Genomic DNA, 22,069 nt, shown 5'->3' with positions numbered 1-22,069 from the left:
TCGATGTGCAACTAATTTTTATATGATGTTCAAGAAGACAATCGAAGCATTCAATACAAATTGTAACGAAATTTTAGAATCGAACGATACAATGCTCAATAAATCCAGTAAAGGAATCATATTGTGTAATCAAACCTTATCTAGTTTAAAAGAGATTGTGGACAAACGAGATTTTAATACCGTTCCCGAAGAAATTGATTTCTTTAAAAATAATAAACCGATTCCAATGAGTTTGTTGATTTTCTTTACTGAAGTAAGGTCTTGCGAATTGAGAATGCCAAAAGCTGGAACAACCTATAAAGTACAATTTTTACAAAAAGAACTTCGGAAGATAAACAAGTTCTTTTATAAGAATGCCGACTTTGTGCATTACATGGAACAGGGATATAGTTATTTAGATCATCAGTTTTTTACCCGAAACCATCGGAATAATTTCCCATTTACTCCAATGACAGATTATTATCAGTTTCCGGAATTTTCAACTGCACAGGATATGCTTTGGGCTAAGGTAAAAGCAATGTATCGTTTTATACATTATATCCGTCAGGCCTTAAAACGCTTGAAAGTAGATGATGCCGATATTTTTGAAGAAAAGAAACATAAAGTAATAGTTTGGACAGGGCCAAAAACTGCACTAACTGAATTGATTTATGCATTATTTTCAAATGGAGCAATCAATCATGGAGCAGCCGACATCAATTTGATTACCTCATCATTTGAAGATTTTTTTAATATAAAATTGGACAACGTCTATAAAACATATACCGAAATAAAAGCTCGTAAAAGTAGTAAGACTAAATTTTTAGAAGAACTCACGCTCAATCTACAACAAAAAATGGCACGAGAGGATATGGAGTAAATCCGTAACTACGAAAATATAAAGCAGTAAATCCCAATAAAGACAAGGGGTTTACTGCTTTTTTTATTCCACATACACATGAAAATACTGAATCATTTCATTTCTATTCTGGAATAAAAATCAAATAGTATCAAATCAAAATAATGGAGTCAGCAACTGCGGGACTTCTTTATGTTTTGATGTTAAATTTCATCGGTACTACGAAACGCATTGGGATAAAATGAAATAAAATAGCGGGTAGTTTGTAATCATAAAACAATTGATACTAATTAAAATCAAATCGTATGACACTAGAAATCCTTACAAAAGAAGACCTCTATCAATTCAAAAATGAACTTTTGGCTGATATCAAAAAAATTGTAAAAGCTGAAGATAACGCAACGTCAAAAAAATGGCTCAAATCAAAAGAAGTCATCAATCTATTAAACATCTCTCCAGGAACACTCCAAAACCTCCGCATCAACGGAACCTTAACCTACACCAAAATCGGCGGTACCCTTTACTATGACAATGCCGACATCGATAAACTACTAAACACCAACAAAACAAACGCAATACCAACGCTTTTCAAGTAACCACTACTTTGTCAACCTGAACTTGTTTCAGGTTCTCGTCTTAATACTTAATACTCCAATCTTAATACTTCCAAATGAGCTACATCAAAAAACTTAGCGAACCTTGCGAAAACTTTGTGCCCTTTGCGGTTAAACTTTTCACTAATTACTAATCACTCTTCACTAATCACTAGCGAAATGAACTACATCAAACACCTAACCGGCTTCTTCGAAAAAGTAGTAATAGATAAAGCACTAAATCCAACCCATGTCAGCCTCTATATGGCCTTATTTCAATTTTGGAATTGCAACCGTTTTAAAAACCCAATCAGTATCAATCGCGATGAGGTAATGCGAATAAGCAAAATCAGTTCCAAAGCTACCTATCACAAATGCCTGAAGAACTTACATAGTTTAGGTTATATCAATTACGAGCCATCCTACAATCCATTCAAAGGAAGTCATGTCATTTTATTCAATTTTTCCGAAGATTTAAAACCAGCTTCAAAAAGTGAGAGAAAACTAAAAAATGAACCACTTATTGAACCTGTTTCAGAACAAGCTCTAAACAAGTCTTGTACCAGTAGTGAAACAAGTACTGAACAAGCAGTAGTACCTTCTATAAACTATATAAACAAAACAAACATTTCAAACGATAAAAACGTTGCAAACTTGAACGAGCAAGCAAAAAAAATTGAAGATAAAAATAATATTCAATTAAAAAATCAAAAATCAAAAGAAGAAAAAAGTTCCGCGAAAAAAGAAGAAAAGAAACAACCAACAATCGATGAAATCAAATCCTATTTCCAAGAAAACAATTTCCCAGAACTCGAAGCTCAAAAGTTCTTCAATTATTTCTCCAGTGTCGGTTGGCTAGTCGGAGGCAAAATCCCAATGATCGATTGGCAAGCAGCAGCACGAAACTGGATAATCAACAGCGTCAATTTCAACCACAACACCGACACAACACCGACAAATCGAGCAAAAAACCTTAACACAACAACCGATAAAAACTATGCCGAACCTCTTTAACCTGAACTGTCACCCTGAGCCTGTCGAAGGGCTTAGCGTCCTGAAAGCTTTCGGGATTGCGTAAACCTTTGCGGACTTTGCGGTTAAATATAAAATTCTATAAATAGCACAAATGAAATCCGTGTAAATCCATTATAGCGAAGCTATCAAATCCGTGAAAATCCGTTTAATCTGTGTCATCTGTGTTCCAAAACCTTCGCTTTAGAGAACAAAAAAGCAACCCAATGAATGAAAATATAAAATCACATTATAGCTATTCAGAAGTCATAATATGGCTAGAAAACAAAGGCATCGAACTATACGGTAATCATTTCAAAATAATAGAAACCGATTACCCAATCGTTTACAAACTAATCGCCTATTTCCTGAAGGATGAACCAACATGTTTTCAATACGGAATAAATCTCGACAAGGGAATATTATTATCTGGACCAATAGGTTGCGGTAAAACATCATTAATTAACCTAATGAAATACCTAACAGCAACCGAACACAAATTCTACGTGAAACCCTGTCGAGACATCAGCTTTGAATTCATCCAAGATGGTTACCAAATCATTCACAAATACAGCATTGGAAAACTCTACCAATCCGAACCAAGAACCTATTGTTTCGACGATTTAGGAACAGAAAATAACTTAAAATACTTCGGTAACGAATGCAATGTAATGGCTGAAATTATATTAAGCCGATATGATCTATTTATCACCAAAAAACTAAAAACCCATATCACCACAAACCTATCAGCCTCAGAAATAGAAACCCACTACGGCAACCGAATTCGTTCTAGATTACGTGAGATGGTCAATTTAATTGCATTCGAAAAAACAGCACAAGACAAAAGATAAAATTCGTGTAAATCCGCGTTTCAACAAAAAGTAACAAAATGAAAACAATAACCAACTTCTGGAACTACTTCCAACAAAACAACTTCGTTTTTCTACTCCTAAACGAAATCCCAAAAGAAGAACTAAAAACCCATTTCGACAAACTAATCGAGATACTACATCAATACAACAAAGATCTAGACCTCATCATCAAAAACAAAACAAACGGTGAAGAGATAATCATTACAGCAAACGGAAATCCCTATCTTTTCAAAGAAGTAAAATTACTAGTTCGTCATTCTCCAAATATAAAACGTTGGAAAATAACCGCTTTTCTCCAACCCGAAACCAACCTAACCAAATATGAAAACGGCACCGACAAACCACTAGAATATTACGGCATCACTTTACGAATAAGCGAAATGTATTTCATCCCATTACAAAACCCAAACAAACCAACCGATTTAGGAATAAAAGTGTTGCTAAAAAACTACATCGTCCACAAAGACAACCCAAGACTTAGAGAAGCAGTTTATACACACATCGAACACCTAATCGGCGAAAAATCCTTTGCAAATGACCTATCCTTTATTGAAATAGACCAACTAAAAAACGAAGATTTAGAAGACGATTGTGTACTTGAATTATACAATTTAAAGTTTTTTATTGACTCCTATGAATACGATTAAGTTTCGGCAATAAATGCTGTTTACTGCCAAAGCTTAACTAAAATTAATTCACATAACACATACATTTTAGGAATGATATTTCTAAAAACTAACAAAAGTTATGTTTTATAGTTAAATAGTCAGGTTTATCTTGACAATATCGCTACGAAACATAATTTAGTGTCAAATAATAAAACGTATAGTTGTATTTTGTATCATTGTAGTCAGGTTTATCCTGACATTATTACTATGAAGCATAAATATATTTCAACACAATCAAGCGAATTATTATCATACTTTAATGATAAAGGGAAAGTGTGTTTTGATTCTAAAGCAGCTTTAAAAGTATTCCCTAAAGCAAAGGAAAGTACAGTTAGAGAATTAATAAGTGATATGACAAAAAGAGGATTACTAATGCGAATAAAAGATGGTGTTTACTACATTATTCCTTATGAAGAAAATCCAGAAACCTTTATGCCTGATTGGCATCTAATAGTAAAATATTTGGTAAACGAGGCTAATCATTATATCGGTTATTACTCGGCCTTGCAAATTCACAATCTAATAACACAACCATCATTAAAAGAACAAATTGTGGTGGCCAAACAAATCAGGCCTTCAGAGATAAAGATTAAAGACATCACATTTCAATTTATCTACCATAATGAAAGTCACTTTTTTGGTGAAAAGAAAACATGGATTGATAATTTCAATAAAGTAAGCTGTTCTGATATTGAAAAGACAATTATAGACTGCCTTTTCAAACCGGATTATGCGGGAGGAATTGTGGAGGTGGCAAGAGCAATATACAGCACTAAAGAGAAATTAGATTACAAGAAGCTTTTAGAATACACTATGAAATTCGATTCACAGGCGGTCGTGAAAAGACTGGGATATATTTTAGAACTCTTTGAAATTGAAACGGAAATAATTCAAGAACTACAAAAACTAAAAACAGCCTCCTATGTAGTCTTAGATACTGAATTACCTAAGACTGGAAAAAGAAATAGCCGTTGGTGTATTCAACAAAATTTAGATATAGAAACCATTAAATCAGCCATCTTCACATGATTAAACTAGGCGAAATACAGAAGAAAGCAAACCAAGTTGGGGTTCGTGACTAACAAATCGAGAAAGATTACATTTTATCCTGGATACTTTGGGGTATAGCAAATCACGAGCAACTTTCAAAAATAATAGTATTCAAAGGAGGAACCGTATTAAAGAAAGTATATTTTGAAGACTATCGTTTCTCAGAAGATTTAGATTTCACATTGTTAGATAATGAAATAACAAACGATCAAATTTTTGATTGGTTCAAAGAGTCTTTTGTAGAAATAAGGGAAGAGTCCAATATTCCATTAGAAATAATTGATGATAACGAGCATGAAGATGGTGGCATCAATTTTTACTTAGGCTATGTGGGTCCATTAGGTGGTTTCGGAAACAACAAAAAAGTAAAAGTGGACATTTCTAGAAGCGAAAGATTGGAGTTTGAACCAGTAGTGAAAAACGCTATTGTGGATTATTCAGATGTAGAGGATTACAAACTATTATGCTATCCCTTGGAAGAGTTATTAATCGAAAAATTAAGATGCACCATGCAACGCACACAACCAAGAGACTACTACGACATTTGGTATTTAGTAGAAATAGAAAAAATGGAGATTGAATATTACACCAATCAGTTCCGAAACAAATGCACAAGTAAAGAATTAAAACCAGAAGATTTTCATGCCAAACTAGAACAAAAATTATCACAATATAATGCACGGTGGAAAAAGTCCATGAGTGATCAAATCAAAGATTTACCCGATTTTGAGGAAGTGCAAAGAGAAGTGAGAAGAAAGATTAAAAACTTTATGGTATAACCAAAGAAATATAAAGACAAGTGTAATACAAAGAGTAGAATTATGTGCTAAAAAATAGAAAATAGACAACGAAGTAAGTGCTTCGATAGATGGATGGGACTACAAACACATTGTATTGGGTGTACTTTTCTATCGATTTATTGGTGAAAATTTCACAAAATATATAGATGGTGGTGATGATAGTAATGATTACGCCAACATATTAGACAAGGCAATACCATTGGAAATAATAGGCTGATTTAATTAACGAAAATAACTACTAAACGCTACTTATCTTTTACAACTGATTGAAATTGATTAATTTTGTATCGTTATAAACTCAACAAGTTGGATAAAAGCACAATTAAATTACACACAATAAGTGATATTTTAAAAATCTTAGACGAGAAACCTCAATCTGAAGGACTGCATGTGTACTCAAACAAAGATATTATTTATGAGAATCCAATTTCTTACCCATTTAGATCGAATAGTTTTAGTGTAATATTAGTTACTAAAGGTAAATTGAGCATTCAATTAAATCTCATTAACTATACACTTGAGGCAAATGATTTTGTAATTGTTTCTCCTAAAACACTAACACACATTTTAAATATACATGAAGGAATACAATTAATTGGAATAAGTTTTACAATTGATTTTGCACTTAAAAGCAACGTCAATAAAAATAATATTGAGGCATTCGATTTTTTTACTTCCAAAATAATTTTTAAACTTTCTTTTGGGCATCAAGAAATAGAGTCTTTTCTGTTTTTGGTAAACCTTTTACAAAAAAAAAATATCCAAAGCAAAAATAGCTTTTTTGGACACCGAATGGTTAGTCATGCTTTCAGTATAGTCATGCTTGAAATTGCATCAATATACGAGAAAAAACATTCCAACCTAAAAATTGAAATTTCTCGCAAAGAAGAGCTTATGATGAAATTTCTAAAAATTCTTGAAAATAATTTTAAAAGAGAACGTGGTTTACAGTTTTATGCAGATCAACTTTTTGTTACTACTGGTTATTTAACCAAAGTATTAAAAGACATTGCAGGAAAAACAGGAGGTCAATTAATTGATGATGCCGTAATTATGGAAGCTCAAATTTTATTAGAAAACACATCATTAACAATCTCCCAAATAGCAGATGAATTACATTTCAGCGATCAATCTTTTTTTGGGAAATTTTTTAAAAAAAAGATTGGAACTTCTCCTTCAGAGTATCGGAAAGGTAAAACTTCATTTTTCTAATATAACTGATTTTTACCAAAAATAGATTTAAAAAAAGCTTTTTCTTATACTATTGAACATCTAATTTTGCAAAAAAATTAAGTAGCTCGAAAAATAAAAAAATATGTTAGAAAAGATAAAAGAACTTGACACTTATTTATTCCTTTACTTAAACGGAATTCACAATCCTTTTTTTGATCAAATTATGTATTGGGCGAGCGATAAAATATTTTGGGCGCCATTTTATTTATTAATAGTTTACATAATCATCAAACAATATAAAAGGCAAAGTATTTCAGTTTTTATTGCGATAGGTCTAGTAATAACATTTTGCGACCAAACCGCATCGCATCTTATTAAAAATATTGTCAAAAGATTAAGACCATCTCACGAACCAGCTTTGCAAAAGTTTATCCACTTAAGCGAAGCAGGACCTGGTGGACAATACGGTTTTATTTCTTCACATTCAGCTAATGCTTTTGGTTTTGCTACTTTTCTCATTCTACTATTGCCTAATAAATACAATTGGTTAAAAGGCATATTGTTGTTTTGGGCTATTTTAGTTGCCTACAGCCGTATTTATAATGGTGTACACTATCCTACAGATGTAATTGTAGCTATGTTTTTGGGAATAATTTATGGATATCTTGCTAAAACAATATTAGTAAAACATGACCTCTCTTATAAATATTAAAATTACTATCAATATCGCGGATTAACTCTGCTACTCCAAAAAAATATTCTAGGCAGAATTCATTATTTGATATTTCAAACCTCATCTATTGGGTTCAAAATCCACTCTCATATCTAAAACTTAATAATTAGTCTTCTAGTTTTCGATTCCGAAATCATATAATAATAGTTAAATTTAATCACTTGAATAATTTAAAAATTAATTAGGTGTCAACTTCGCTATGATTTAAAACCTTTTTTGACCAACTACTGCCTTAAACAGACCTATTAAAATATGAACTAATTACCAACTTTGTTGCTGCAATTGTTAATCCAATAAACAATAAAAAACAACACTAATCTGTCTAATTCTTTTACCAAAATATGGATTTTTTTAAAGAAATTAACATAATTAGAAGAAGAATAACACATCGAGTGACCAAGAATATTAACAATTCTTCTGACAATAACTTTCCTTCAATTAATAATAGAGAAGATATCAAAAAAATACTAATCTGTAGACCCAATCACAGGTTAGGAAATCAATTATTAATGACTCCATTAGTACAAAAAGTAATTAATACTTTTCCAAATAGCAAAATTGATTTATTTGTAAAAGGAAATTTATCTACAATTATATTTAAAAATTATCCAAACATTGATAAAATAATTCAACTACCCAAAAAACCGTTTAAAAACGTGATTCAATATCTTTTCACGTGGTTATCTATTAGAAAAAAGCGATATGATATTGTTATTAATGTTGATAAAGGTTCGTCATCTGGTAGGCTTTCAACCAAATTTGCTAATTCAACATACAAGCTTTTTGATGATGAAAATGAGTATTTTAACTTAAAATATAAAGATTATAAACATCTGGCTAAACATCCTGTATATAGTTTACGGTTTTTTTTGTCAACGATTGGAATACCCAATGTTGAAAGGAAAATTCCATCATTAGATTTCAAATTAAATTCTGAAGAGATTACTGAAGGAAAAAAAATACTAAATCAGCTTATTGTAAATAAAGAAGAAAAAACAATTTGCCTATTTACTTACGCAACTGGAAATAAATGCTATTCAGAAATATGGTGGATGGAATTATTTGAAAAATTAAAAAAAGTATTTGAAAATCTTAATATCATTGAAGTTTTACCTGTAGAAAACGTTTCTCAAATTGCTTTTAAAACACCTACTTTTTATAGTACTGATATTCGTCAAATAGGATCATTAATTGCAAATACGGCTATTTTTATTAGTGCCGATAGCGGAATTATGCACTTAGGAAGCTCAGTGCAAACACCTACGGTCGGATTATTTTCAGTTACTGATTTGGATAAATACCAGCCTTATAATAAAAAAAGTTTAGGACTAGATACTAAAATACTTAGCACAAATGAAATTGTCAAAAAAATTGATGCAATTATCAGAAAGTAATTCACTAATCGGATACCCTCTTTTTGACCAATTCCCACCTTTTGTAGACCTTTCTTAATGCCCTATCTATACTAATATTTGTCTAATCATTTAACAATACCAATAATGAGTAAAAGATTAAACCATAAAAATACTTTCGTTATTGACGGAACAAGTGAGTTAGGCAAAGAGATAGTAAAATCTTTTCTCTTGGAAAATGCAACTGTGATTGTCCCAGCAAAGAGTGCGGATGAATTAGATATACTAAAGAAGCATGTTGAAGAAATAAAAACGGGTCATCTGATTACTTTTTTGACTGATATTTCAGACTTCAACAAGGCAACTGATGTTTCAGAAATAATAAGAGAAATTTATGGTCAAATAGACTTAACAGTCGCAGTAATGGAAAATGAAGATGATAATGATTTATTTTTAACAGGATTAAAAATAAGTGAAATACAAAAAACTATTCAAAATAATATCACGACTTGTTTAATCTGTTCTCAAATTTTTCTTAACCACTTGGGTAATCCCAAATGTACTTTCATAACAATTACTAACGAAAGTAAACTAAAAACTAATCCTATAAGCAAATTACTTTCAAATATTCAAGATTGTATAGCTAAAATGATTGGAGAAGAAACTTCCAAAATAAAAGCTAGATATTTTCACCTATTCATTAACAAACATAAAAACTGCAATGCTAACACTAGTCTTATTAGTCAACAAATCATTACTATTTTTTTAAACAATAAAACAGCAAAAAATGAAACAATCATTCATATTTAACCATAAATTCAAATCCCAATTGTAATCGATATCTAATCTAAATTAACAATTATGACAATGAAAACAAAAAAACCAATCTTAATCTTAGTAAAGATTGCAGGTCAATTGCTAAAAGACCAACAAGAATTAGATTATTTAGCATTTCAATTATCTCTTGGAGAAGCTGAAGCAAAGGAAGAGTTTGAAAAAACTAAATCAAAAATCAAAAATAGCCTTCATAAATTTAGAGTAGAACTAAATTCTCAAATTGATGAGGAATATGCTTTTCTTGATAATTCTCTAACTGATTTAGAAAATGAATTAGATGAAGGAGAGGCAAAAACTAAAGAATTATTTTTAAAGCAAAAGAAAAATATTTTACAAAAATTGGAAGTTGTTAAAATTGAAATTGAAAACACCCCAGTCTTTTTAAAATTAGCTGACTTTTTTACTCCGTTATTAATTAAAACAAAATTACAATTAGAAATTTTAGAAAAAAACTTTGATGGAAAGAAAGCAGAATTAACAACAGGGTATAATGAAGAAATGATAACTGCACACGAAAAAATAAATGTTATAATCTCAACATTAAAAGAAAAGCAAGACGATGCTAATTTAAAATGGGAAAATTTTAAAGATGAAATTCACATTTCTTACGAACATTTAAGAAAAGCCATTCATGCTTTGTAAATTATAGAATTATTAAAAAGAACAACTTTAAAATTAAAATTTTACAATTGCTGGTTATGGCAATTAGCAAATTATTTAAAAAAATGTACGAAAAACTAAAAAGTTGCATGAGAAGTTAAAGAAACTGTCAAATAAGACAAAACAAGAGGTAAATGATGCAGCTAAAATGCTTCGAAAAAGTAAAATCATAAGAAACTACAGATAGACAAAAATTCAAACAGGAATCCAAAAAACATTGTCAATTTAAAGAACAATCAAATGAATTAAAACTAAAAATTGAACGGTATATAGATCAAAAACAATGTTAAATGACAAATCTGTTAAACTTAAAAAAATCAAATTCAAAAAAAAATTATGTCTAGAATAGGATTAGCATTATCAGGTGGTGGAATCAAAGGTATAGCTCATCTTGGTGTACTACAATATCTAACAGAGTTAGGTATAAAACCAAACGTGATTGCGGGTACTAGTGCCGGATCCTTAGTTGGTGTATTTTATTCCTCCGGTTTCAGACCAGAAGAAATATTAAAAATTGGTAAAACCGAAAATTTTTTCAATTATTCAAATTTGTTTGTTAGAAGTGGTGGTTTGTTTTCACCCGATATTTTTGAAAAAATCACAAAAAAATACATTACACACGATAATCTTGAATTATTACAAATCCCAACCTATGTAACGGCTACCGATCTAACCAATGCTAAATTACACGTTTTTAGTACAGGATCACTATCTACTGCTGTAAAAGCTTCTTGCTGCGTGCCGTTAGTTTTTCATCCAGTATTTCATGAAGGTGTCTATCTTTCAGACGGTGGTATTTTAAACAATTTTCCAACTGATATTATTGAAAATAAATGTGATAAAATTATTGGAATAAATGTTAATGCTATAAATAAAATGGAAGGTAAAATGGGATACAAAAGAATGATTGAAAGAACACTTCACATTTCATTTAACAATAGTATTGATAGTAAAATGAATAAATGTGATGTCTATATTGAACCACCTAACATGGGGAATTATGGGATTTTTGAGTTTAAAAAAATTGATGAGATTTATCAAATAGGGTATAATCATGCTCAAAATTTGAAATCACAATTAATAAATCTAATAGAAAAATAAGAAGATTACTATTTTAATGAAAATTACCACTTTTCATTTTTTATAAACTATAAAATTTCTTCCAATGATTTTTGCTTTCCTATATCCTATTTCACTATTCCCTTTAAGAATATTATATGTTATTTCTGACTTCGCATATTATATTCTCTATTACCTAATAAAATATCGTAGAAAAGTTGTCTCTGAAAATATAAAAATAACTTTCAGATCATTATCTGAAAAAGAACAAATAAATATTGAGAAACAATTTTATAAAAATTTTTGTGACAACTTTATTGAAACAATAAAATTATTATCAATATCTAAAAAAGACCTTCAGTCGCATATATCCGCAGATTATTCAGAGCTTGAAAAAATTATTTCTGAAAACAAAAATTGTCATATTTACTTAGGTCATCAATTTAATTGGGAGTGGGCGAATGCACATATTGCATCCATGTTTCATAAAGCAGACGTACTAGTTGTTTATAAACAATTAAGTAGTAAAGCAGCAAATAATTTTATGTTAAGACTGAGAAGTCGATTCGGTTCTAAAATGATTCCGTCAAAATTCATGAAAAGAGATATAAAACCATTTGATCAAAAAAATCATATATTAATTTTAGCCGCTGATCAAAATCCAAATATCTCGGAAAGAAGCTTTTGGGCATCTTTTTTATCTCAAAAGACTGCCTTTATGAGTGGTGCTGAACTCTATACAGCTTCAAATAAAACTACTTCTTTATTTGCTAATATTATTAAGACAAAGAGAGGACACTATAAATTCATCATTACACCAATTTTTGATTTTTCAAAACCCTATCAAGTTGGTAAAATAACACATCTTTTTATAAGAAATCTTGAGAGTGCTATTATTGCAAATCCCGAAAATTATCTATGGAGTCATAGACGCTGGAAACATATTTATAAAAACGAATATAAAAAAAGGTGGATAGGTAATATACAATAAAAATAATATAAAAATATTTTCAGATGAAAAAACACAGGCAGCTTAAACTATGATTTTCAGATGTATATGATCTTCGTGGTAAATCAACTTTGTATGATTTATTAAAAAAAACTGCACTTTTAATTCCATAACGAATCCTTTTTTATAAGAATTTCTCTGTGCTATCTAAACAAAATGAGAACATAAAAAAATTTAAAAATAACTTTATACTGCTTATTTTTAAGAGAACCTAGAAAAAATATTTAAAAGATGATTATGAAAAAGGAAATAGTAATAGTGGTGAGTATATTAATAGGATGTAATAGCATTTTGGGACAAACAAATACACGAGATTCTATAAATAACTTGCTAAAAGAAGCACCTCAATTTACGATATTTAAAGACAACTATTTTATCACTGGATTCCAAGTAAATGAACCTATCAATTCAAATAATTCAGACGCTAAGTTTCAAATCAGCATTAAGGACCGATTAACCAATGCTGTACTGCCTTTCAATTCTTTCCTGTATTTTACATATACTCAAAAGTCATTTTGGAACATTTATAAAAATTCAAGCCCTTTTTCTGAAAACAATTATAATCCCGGCATGGGTCTAGGAAAATTTTATTTAAACAAGCACAGATTGTTAAATATGGTAGGTATTGGACTGGACCATGAATCCAATGGTAAAGACAGTATAGATTCCCGTTCCTGGAACAAAGTAAGTTTTCATTATAGGATTGCCTTTCCTGGCTCTATTACATTAGCAATAAGTACATGGATTCCATTTGCTTATAAAAGTGATAATCCCGATTTAATAAAATACATTGGTTATTTTGAAGCAAATCTTATAAAAAAATCTAGAGATAACCGATTCGTAGTTGAAATAACGGCAAAGAAGGGAGCAACTTGGGACAATAGAGGCTCATTTCAAACACAATTTTATTATCGAATTGGAAAAAACAACAATCAATATCTATCCTTACAATATTATACAGGTTATGCTGAAAGTTTGTTGCATTATTCAGAGAGTACCAACAGCATACGTATTGGGTTAGTATTTAGGCCATCTAATTTTTTTTTACACGAATAAAAAGCTAACCACTTAAAATAACGTAAATAAAATCGTATTGAAACCATAGGAATGCACCGGGCCAACGGCTCAACTTATAAAAATCTTGCGCATCAATTTGCTAAAAACAATACCTTAGACTTCTTTAAAATTTGTTATAAATGCCATTGATAAAAATACTCACCGAAAAAGACTTCTTTAAAAATGCTAAAGAAGGCTATCTTTTGCGCCCATCAGGCAACATCGTCATTTTTTTAGTAAAAGGACTTATGCAGATGGAAATAAATGGAAAGCCTGTATCTTATGAAAACGAACATATTATATTGATTTCAAAAAAAAATATTTATAAAATCATCCGTTTTACTGAAACGCTGAAAATGTATATTTTAATACACAACAGAGAAATTACTAGAGAAAAAATCTATTTTAATTTCAGCAGATATGATGTTTACCAAATTATAAATGCAGAAAAAAATCAAAACATCTTTAAACTAGAAAAAAAGGCTTTTAGTCAAACCGTAGGATTGGTTAAATTATTGAATTATCACGTCAATCAGAACACAAAAGAGTCTTCTTTTCAGGAACAAATTATCATTGCATTATTCACAACCATTATCTATACTTTAATGGATTCATTAGCAGAAAAACTGCAATCTGAAACGATACTAAATACCCGAAAAGAAGAAATCACACTGCAATTTATCGAATTGGTTTCTTTTCATTTTAAAACAGAAAAAGAGTTGCTTTTTTATGCCAAACAACTAAATATATCTATCAAATATCTTTTTATCTGTGTCAAAGAAACAACTAAAACACCACCTACAGAATTTATTGCAAATGCCTTACTTAATGAGGCAAAAACATTACTACTCAGTACCAAAAACACAATCTATATCATTGCATCAGAACTTCAATTTTCAGACCAATATGCCTTTGGTAAATTTTTTAAAAAGCATACAGGTTTAAGTCCGAAGAAGTATAGAAACAAAAATGAAATTGTATTTTTAGATACCATTTAAACTTCTTTTAATCCTTTTTCAACCTTTTATAAAGCTATTTTATTTTTAAATTTGCACTTTGAAAATATAAATACACTAAATTAGTATGAAATCATACCCTTTCAAGATTTTTTTTTGGATAACTTGCCTATTCTTAAGTTCATTTGTTTATGCCCAAGATTCAATACAAAAGAAAAAAATTACCATTGATGAACTTTTTTCTTTAGTTACAGAAAACAACCCTTCATTAGCTGTTTCTAAAGCGGGCATCAACATCGCTAAACAAGACATAAAGGTTGCTAAAAACCAGCGACTTCCTGATTTTAATGCGAATGTAAGTGTAACTTATATTGGTGATGTATCTGTTTTAGATGAAAATTTCTCTAATTTTTCAAAAGTAGATATGCCTCATTTTGGAAACGTATATGCTATAGAAGCTACTCAATTAATTTGGAGAGGAAATGCAGTAAACAATGCTATTCAGGCAAAATCGTTACATGAAAATATAGCTTCTCTTAGTTATCTGTCTAATGAACAAAATATCAAATTACTCGCATTAGGATACTATTTGGACTTGTATAAATTGCAAAATCAAGCAAGTGTTTATCGAAAAAATATTGAACTTGCAGAAAAGCGATTAAAGAACAGTAACCAATTTTTCAAACAAGGAATGGTAACCCGAAATGATGTTATCCGTGGCGAATTGCAAATTTCAAATCTTAATTTGTCTTTGCAAGTGATAGAAAATAACATTCAAATTTTAAACAAACAACTCACTGTAGCTTTGGGATTGCCAGAAGAAACACAGATTATAGCAGAAGAAACGATATTAAATGAAAATCCCGAAATTTCGCTTTTAGAAACCTATCAAAACAATATACAAGACCATCCCATCTTAATGATGACCAAAAAGGCAGTTGAACTATATGAAGTTTCTGAAAAAATAACCAAAGCAGAGCGTATGCCTGTTTTATCTGCTTTTGCAAGAAATACACTTCAACGTCCCATTACTACTATTTCACCTGCTTTGGATATGTATTCAAATGGATGGAATGTAGGTTTATCGCTTAGTTATAATATCAGTTCACTTTATAAAACGCCGAAAAAAATCCAACTTAACAAATATGAAACAGAACGAGCTCAAGCACAAGCAAACGAAGCTGAACAGTTGATAAGCGTAGCTGTGAAAGCGGCATACATCAAATACAACGAATCTGTTACCCAAAATAAAACATTTGAAAAAAATAAAGATTTAGCCAATGAAAATTACAGAATTATGGAAAGCAAGTACAACAATCAATTAGCTATTTTACTTGATTTAATTGATGCTAGCAACACCAAACTAGACGCAGAGTTGCAATACACCAATTCAGAAATCAACCTCATTTTTGCTTATTACAAGTTAGTAAAAGAAAGCGGAAAACTATAATTATTTCATTTGCTCATATATAAAAGATAAAAGATATGTCACAAAATCAAGATAAAGTTCAAGAAACAGTTTCAAAAGAAACTACTCCAAAGCCAAAACCGCCTGTTAAGAAGAAAAATACTGGAAAAATCATTAGTATGACTATATTGGTGTTTGTTTTGGTAGGATTATATTGGGTTATAACCTCTTACTTAAACATAGGAAATGATCGATACACCAATGCGGCACAAGTAGAATCATTCATCAATCCTATAAATACTCGTGTTTCGGCTTATATTAAAGAAATACGGTTTGTAGAACACCAATACGTAAAAAAGGGAGATACACTCGTCATTTTAGACGACAGGGAAATACAAACCCAGTTAGGACAGGCAGAAGCGGCTTATATGGCTGCATTGGCATCCAAAAATGTAACTTCAAATTCTGTTAAAACCGCTTCAAACAATATCAATACCGCACAAGCAAATATTGAAGCGGCACAAGCAAACATCAATTCTGCCAAAGCAAGATTGTGGAATGCTGAACAAAATTACAACCGCTACAAAAATTTATTGGCAGACGAAGCCGTTACACGCCAGCAGTTTGACCAAATAAAAACCGAATATGATGCCAGCAAAGCTCAATTGGGAGTCATAATTTCTCAATATCAAGCAATTACAAATACAAAAGAAACAAGTGTGTTGACAGTTAATGAAGTGCAATCTCGTTTGGGAATGAATGATGCGGAAATAAAACGTGCCGAAAATGCACTTCAAATGGCAAAACTCAATCTTTCCTATACGGTAATTACCGCCCCACACGATGGAATTATGGGAAGAAGAACCGTAAATGTAGGCCAGTTGTTAAATATAAGCCAGCAGGTGGCTACAATTGTTGACATTAACAACATTTGGATTTCAGCCAACTACCGTGAAAAACAAATGGAAAAAGTTGCCATCGGTGGTTTTGCAAAAATTAGGGTTGATGCATTGGGCGGAAAAGAATTTGAAGGAAAAATAACGGCTATTTCCGGAGCTACAGGAGCCAGATATTCGGCTGTTCCGGTTGATAATTCGACAGGGAACTTTGTAAAAGTGCAGCAGCGTATCCCAGTGCGGATTGAGTTTACCAAAAACAACAATCCTGAAGATCTGAAATTGCTGCGCGCAGGCATGAACGTAGAAGTTACCTTAAAATAGCAGCGTTATGTACAATAAAGGACCGTTTGCCACTTGGGTTCCCAAACCGATTATGCTGCTGCTGATTATTATTTTTCTGTTACCGCTGTTAGCGTTAAATGGCATTTATACCAGCAATATATCTGATATTTCTGGAGCATTGGCAACCTATTCGGAATATATTTCTATGGCAAATAATGCCACAACTATCGGAATGGCTGTTGCCGGTACTATCGTGATGCGTGTCAAAATGCGTTTTCGCTCCAAAGAAATAATTGTTTTTTGCACTGTTGTCGTTGCTGGTATTTCTTATTTGATAGGAACAACAGACAATATATTGATGGTCATTGGAGGAAGTTTTTTTATTGGCTTGCTTAAAATGTTTGCCATGATAGAAATGATGTTGCCAGTTATGTTCATCCTATCACCAACAGGAGAAAGAGGGAGATTCTACTCTATATTTTACCCTATAACGATTGGCATCGGGCAACTCTCCTCTTACCTTATGGCTGATTTAATCTTCAACAGCAGTTGGCAGGCACCTTACTTCTATATGTCGATAATGATGTTAGTTATTGCTTCCCTGTCGTTGATTTTCCAGCACAACCAACGCTTTGGCTTTAAAAAGCCTTTGTATCAGATTGACTGGCTGTCTTTGGTTTTATTTTCCGTTTCCGCAATGTGCCTGAATGCAGGGCTTACCTTTATGCGACAGCAAGGTTGGTTCAGTTCACCCTTTATTACAGGTTCCTTTTTGATAAGCGTAATACTTTTGGCGGCCCTTATTTACAGGCAAAAATTTCTAAAACGCAAACTCATCAAATTTGAACTGATTGTTCAAAAAGTAAATGTATGGCATGGGATGATATTACTTTTGTTTCTAGGCGCATATTTGGCAAGCAGCAGTATTTTTGTCCAATACACAGTGGGTGTTTTAGGGTATAACAATCTTATTAATGCAAAGCTGAACCTATGGATGATTCCCGGAATTGTTATAGCAGGGTTTCTTGCCTTTCATGGTTTTAAAAATAAATGGAATGTAAAATACTATATTATTTTGGGCTTTATGGCTTTTTTTCTTCATACTCTGATGTTGTATTTGATGATCCAACCGCAAATGAATATAGAGTATCTCTATTTTCCAATGTTTATAAAAGGTTTAGGATTAGGAATTCTTTTCATTGGGATCTGGTATTATGCTACCTTAAACTTACAAATAGACGATATGCTTAGCCTTATAGGCATCATGTTGTTGGTGCGGACTTTTATAGCAACAGCGTTTGCAGGAGCAATTATTAGTTGGGCAGCTTATCAGGGACAATGGCAAAGCCTGAGTGATATTTCTGTCTATTTGGATACAGGAGATTTCAGCGACGGCATGAGTATGTACCAAACAACACAAGTCAATGCCATGATGGCTTCTTCCAAGATTGTGTTGGGATATTTGTGTTGGCTCATTATACCAATATTGATTTTTGTATTAACCCATCATTACGGACAATTCAATAACCGGAGGATAGTGTTTTTAAGAAAGGTAATAAGAGGGAATAGGTTACGGGGTTATAAGTTTTCATAACAGAATATCAGAATTATTTTTATTAAGATTACAAGAATTAGGTATTAAATAAATCAAGATGACGATGAGACCAATAGTAGGCCTTTTACTTATATCGGCGATAAGCATCCATAATTGCAGAGCGCAAGAAAAATTGGAAGAACATGCTTCCTTAAAAGGGAAAATAGGGATATCTGCTATAATGGGGCATGCCTTCATCAAACACAATATCGATACAAAAAAAATGAAATCAGTTCTGCAGCTGCTCTCGGATTGAACGTAAATTACTGGATTTCCAATAAATTTGCTTTAGGGGTGCATTCGGATATGATTTTTGAAAGTTTTATCATTGAAGAAAAGAACGGAGAACTGGAAAATAATTTTATTGAAGGAGAATATCCATTATCTGTAAATGCGGTAGTTACCTATAACCCTTTACATTCCTTGGGATTGCTGGCAGGATATGGTAAGGAGTTCAGTGAGGAGAAGGATTTTTCTATGTTTCTTGTTGGGGCAGAATATATGGTAGAAATTCCCCACGACTGGGAACTTGGCCTTTCTGCAACGTATGAAGTGAAAAATGACGCCTACGATACTTTTGTGGTTGGGTTAGGGCTTACTAAATTAGTAAGTTTTGAAAAAAAGCATCACTTATAAATTTAAAATGAAAAAGATATTATTTCTAACGGATTTTTCTAACGTAGCAAAGAATGCCTTTATTTATGCGTTGTCGCTTGCCGAAAAAATGAATGCTGAGGTACACATACTTCACATTGTCCCTATTGTGGAAACTAAAGACCCTGCAGAATTGAAAAATGTGCATCCGTTAGCAAAAATTTTTAACGACACTTTGGAAGATGAAGAATGGGGAAGGTTTAAGGCTGAAGCGAGGAAACTTGAAAAAATAGCCCAGGATAATAATAAATTAAAAATTCAAGTAGAGTTTCATTTTGAGAAAGGAATATTTCTTGATACAATTACAGATTATATTTACGAAAAGGCAATAGATATAGTGGTAATGGGAACTTCAGGGGCTAATACCATTGACAAGAAGTTATTTGGTTCCAATACAAGCAAACTCATCAATCATATTGACATTCCGTTTTTAGCAGTTCCCGAAAAAGCAGTATTTGTTGCCATGAATAAGGTCACAATTGCAGTTATGTTGAACACAAACGAGCATTCCATTATTCTACAATTGCTGGAGAACTCACTGAAATATAATTACAGATTTAATTGCGTACACGTAGTTGAATCTGAGAAGATGGCTGCACAAGCAGAAAATAAAAAAAGAATTTGGCTTGAAAATATTGGGAATGACAATCTCATCGTTGATACTGTCGTCGATACCGATGTTGAAAAGGGTTTAGAAAACTATATAGCGCATAATGGAACGGATATTCTCTGTATAATACATCGTAATCTACCATATTTGCAAAGATTGTTCAAATTGAATCATAGCAATCGTTTGCTGCAAAATTCAAAAACAGCTTTGCTTATTTATAATAACAAAAGTTAGTAACAATATAAAATAAGGGATTTTTAGGCTTCTTCAAAAATGCTGCCTTATGGATAACATTTATCTGGAAAACTAAAATTAGGAACCCGAATTACGTCCTTTAAGCCAACCTATGAAACAACACGAGGCATGACAAAAACCTCCTGTCCCTAATTCCAATCAAATAAAAAGGAAACCTAATTGGGTTCCCCTTTTACATTGAATTAAATGGTATGCTTAGGATTAAACCCGTCGCTCAATTCTGTATGCTCATAATCGGCCACCATTTCAGCCTCATAATCAGTTTTCTCATCTTTGGAGAATTTGGCGATTATTTTCTCCATGATTTCGTAGATTACAGGAACCACAATTAAAGTTAAGAATAAAGAGGAAATCAATCCACCAATGATCACCCAAGCCAAACCGTTTTTCCATTCTGCTCCAGCCCCTGAAGCCAATGCAATTGGAAACATACCAAAGACCATGGCAATGGTCGTCATTAAGATTGGACGCAACCTCGCGTGATTGGCCTGAATTAATGCCGTTCTAATACTTTCTCCAGCTTTACGTCTTTGGTTCGTGTAGTCCACCAACATAATCGCATTTTTACACACCAGACCAATTAGCATGATGATACCTAAAATGGTGAAAATATTCAATGTATTGTTTGTTAAAGCTAAAGCTAACATGGCTCCAATAAACGAAAGCGGAATCGCAAACAATACTACAAATGGATGCACAAAACTGTCGTATAACGAAACCATTACAAGGTAAACCAAGATAATAGCAGCTAATAAAGCAATTCCAAGTGTTCCGAAACCTTCACTTTGGTTTTCCATATCACCACCCCAAATGTAATCTACACCGGTTGGTTTTTCTAATTTATCAATTTTTTCTTGCCATTGCGAAACAATAGTTCCCGAAGCAACTCCCACATTTTGACCTTTTACAGTTACGGATGCTGATTTGTCTCTTCGTTCTAATTCACTTGGACCAGAACTTTCTGTTACTGTAGCAAATTGTGTTAATTTAATTTGTTCGCCTCTATCATTAATGAAAATTAAGTTACTTACATCTGCAATACTTTTTCTATCGAACGCATTATATTTAATATTGATGTCATATTCGTATTCACCAGCTCTAAATTTTCCATCGGTATTTCCACTAAATGCAGTTTGCATAGTCATACCTATCGTTTGTAAACTTAATCCAAGAGCTGCCATTTTATCTCTATCCACCTGAACATTCACTTCTGGATTTCCGTCTTCTACTGATAATTCGATTTCTGTAGCTCCTGGAATAGTGCGTAATTCTTTTTCAGCTGCTTTTGCAAATGCCATAGCCGTTTCTACATTTGGTCCTGTTACAATTAAACCTAAAGTTGCATCTTGTGCAGTTCCTAAAATACCTACTGGAACTGTTTTAACTTTTGCTCCAACTAATATTTTTTCTAATTTACGTTTTGTTTTTGCCGCATACACGTTTGCAGGTTCATCACGTTTATCTAAACCAACCATTTTTACATTAATCTCAGATTTATAGGCTGTTGCTTGAGAAGCTCCAAGACCTTCACTGGTTTGACCAATAGTTGTAATTTGACTGTGAACGTATGCTTCTTTTTTTAAGAAAGCTTCTGCTTTTTGTGTCATGAAATTGGTTTGTTCTAGTGAAGCGTCTTTAGGCATTTCAATTTGAACTAAAAATTCACCACTATCAGATGCTGCGAAGAATTCACCACCAAT

At 31.8% G+C, this 22,069-nt stretch carries 22 protein-coding genes; 21 read left to right on the top strand and 1 reads right to left on the bottom strand.

What is annotated here, in order from left to right:
• Positions 1-22: 22 nt before the first annotated feature.
• From B3L86_RS00370 to B3L86_RS00270, 21 genes are all read left to right on the top strand, one after another.
• Positions 23-859 carry an RteC domain-containing protein gene (locus B3L86_RS00370; protein WP_349679469.1) on the top strand — a complete coding sequence of 279 codons (837 nt, stop codon included), beginning with the start codon at positions 23-25 and terminating at the stop codon, positions 857-859.
• A gap of 284 nt (positions 860-1,143) precedes the next feature.
• Entirely contained in the window at positions 1,144-1,434 is a 291-nt protein-coding gene (locus B3L86_RS00365) for a helix-turn-helix domain-containing protein (RefSeq protein ID WP_291113710.1), read from the top strand.
• Between the two features lie 177 nt (positions 1,435-1,611).
• Positions 1,612-2,445: a transcriptional regulator gene (locus tag B3L86_RS00360; protein WP_291113707.1), complete on the top strand. Its 834-nt coding sequence runs from the start codon at positions 1,612-1,614 to the stop codon at positions 2,443-2,445.
• Between the two features lie 224 nt (positions 2,446-2,669).
• Positions 2,670-3,293, top strand: coding sequence for an ATPase (locus B3L86_RS00355; RefSeq protein ID WP_291113705.1), 624 nt, complete (start codon positions 2,670-2,672; stop codon positions 3,291-3,293).
• Between the two features lie 38 nt (positions 3,294-3,331).
• Positions 3,332-3,961, top strand: coding sequence for a hypothetical protein (locus B3L86_RS00350; protein ID WP_291113702.1), 630 nt, complete (start codon positions 3,332-3,334; stop codon positions 3,959-3,961).
• Between the two features lie 228 nt (positions 3,962-4,189).
• Positions 4,190-5,011 (top strand): type IV toxin-antitoxin system AbiEi family antitoxin domain-containing protein, encoded by an 822-nt coding sequence (locus B3L86_RS00345; protein ID WP_291113699.1) that lies wholly within the window; start codon positions 4,190-4,192, stop codon positions 5,009-5,011.
• A gap of 56 nt (positions 5,012-5,067) precedes the next feature.
• Positions 5,068-5,811 (top strand): nucleotidyl transferase AbiEii/AbiGii toxin family protein, encoded by a 744-nt coding sequence (locus B3L86_RS00340; protein ID WP_349679472.1) that lies wholly within the window; start codon positions 5,068-5,070, stop codon positions 5,809-5,811.
• 327 nt (positions 5,812-6,138) lie between these two features.
• Positions 6,139-7,044, top strand: a complete 906-nt coding sequence (locus B3L86_RS00335) for a helix-turn-helix domain-containing protein (protein WP_291113696.1) — start codon at positions 6,139-6,141, stop codon at positions 7,042-7,044.
• A gap of 103 nt (positions 7,045-7,147) precedes the next feature.
• Positions 7,148-7,717 carry a phosphatase PAP2 family protein gene (locus B3L86_RS00330; RefSeq protein WP_291113693.1) on the top strand — a complete coding sequence of 190 codons (570 nt, stop codon included), beginning with the start codon at positions 7,148-7,150 and terminating at the stop codon, positions 7,715-7,717.
• 362 nt (positions 7,718-8,079) lie between these two features.
• Entirely contained in the window at positions 8,080-9,132 is a 1,053-nt protein-coding gene (locus tag B3L86_RS00325; RefSeq protein ID WP_291113690.1) for a glycosyltransferase family 9 protein, read from the top strand.
• A 105-nt stretch (positions 9,133-9,237) separates the two neighbouring features.
• A complete protein-coding gene (locus B3L86_RS00320) occupies positions 9,238-9,900 on the top strand; it encodes an SDR family NAD(P)-dependent oxidoreductase (RefSeq protein WP_121314104.1) in 663 nt (220 codons plus the stop codon).
• Positions 9,901-9,957: 57 nt separating this feature from the next.
• Positions 9,958-10,569 carry a hypothetical protein gene (locus B3L86_RS00315; protein ID WP_121314103.1) on the top strand — a complete coding sequence of 204 codons (612 nt, stop codon included), beginning with the start codon at positions 9,958-9,960 and terminating at the stop codon, positions 10,567-10,569.
• A gap of 354 nt (positions 10,570-10,923) precedes the next feature.
• Complete coding sequence (locus B3L86_RS00310) at positions 10,924-11,688, top strand: patatin-like phospholipase family protein (protein ID WP_291113684.1); 765 nt, start codon at positions 10,924-10,926, stop codon at positions 11,686-11,688.
• 64 nt (positions 11,689-11,752) lie between these two features.
• A complete protein-coding gene (locus tag B3L86_RS00305; protein ID WP_121314101.1) occupies positions 11,753-12,637 on the top strand; it encodes a lysophospholipid acyltransferase family protein in 885 nt (294 codons plus the stop codon).
• Positions 12,638-12,892: 255 nt separating this feature from the next.
• A complete protein-coding gene (locus B3L86_RS00300; RefSeq protein WP_158592574.1) occupies positions 12,893-13,711 on the top strand; it encodes a phospholipase A in 819 nt (272 codons plus the stop codon).
• 140 nt (positions 13,712-13,851) lie between these two features.
• Positions 13,852-14,709: an AraC family transcriptional regulator gene (locus B3L86_RS00295; RefSeq protein ID WP_121314099.1), complete on the top strand. Its 858-nt coding sequence runs from the start codon at positions 13,852-13,854 to the stop codon at positions 14,707-14,709.
• 85 nt (positions 14,710-14,794) lie between these two features.
• The gene (locus B3L86_RS00290) at positions 14,795-16,117 is read left to right on the top strand and encodes a TolC family protein (protein ID WP_121314098.1); all 1,323 of its coding nucleotides are present in this window, start codon (positions 14,795-14,797) and stop codon (positions 16,115-16,117) included.
• 35 nt (positions 16,118-16,152) lie between these two features.
• Entirely contained in the window at positions 16,153-17,295 is a 1,143-nt protein-coding gene (locus B3L86_RS00285; RefSeq protein ID WP_121314097.1) for an HlyD family secretion protein, read from the top strand.
• Between the two features lie 7 nt (positions 17,296-17,302).
• Entirely contained in the window at positions 17,303-18,850 is a 1,548-nt protein-coding gene (locus B3L86_RS00280; RefSeq protein ID WP_121314096.1) for an MFS transporter, read from the top strand.
• 252 nt (positions 18,851-19,102) lie between these two features.
• Entirely contained in the window at positions 19,103-19,486 is a 384-nt protein-coding gene (locus tag B3L86_RS00275) for a hypothetical protein (protein WP_291113672.1), read from the top strand.
• 7 nt (positions 19,487-19,493) lie between these two features.
• Entirely contained in the window at positions 19,494-20,348 is an 855-nt protein-coding gene (locus B3L86_RS00270; RefSeq protein WP_291113669.1) for a universal stress protein, read from the top strand.
• 203 nt (positions 20,349-20,551) lie between these two features.
• Here B3L86_RS00270 and B3L86_RS00265 read toward each other — a convergent pair.
• Positions 20,552-22,069: efflux RND transporter permease subunit (locus B3L86_RS00265; RefSeq protein ID WP_291113666.1), on the bottom strand; the 1,518-nt coding region annotated here is incomplete at its 5' end.

The sequence above is a fragment of the Flavobacterium sp. UBA6135 genome (genome assembly GCF_002428305.1).
Classification (GTDB): domain Bacteria; phylum Bacteroidota; class Bacteroidia; order Flavobacteriales; family Flavobacteriaceae; genus Flavobacterium.
Note: the sequence above shows the minus strand (reverse complement) of the source record. Positions and strands in the feature narration are given on the sequence as shown.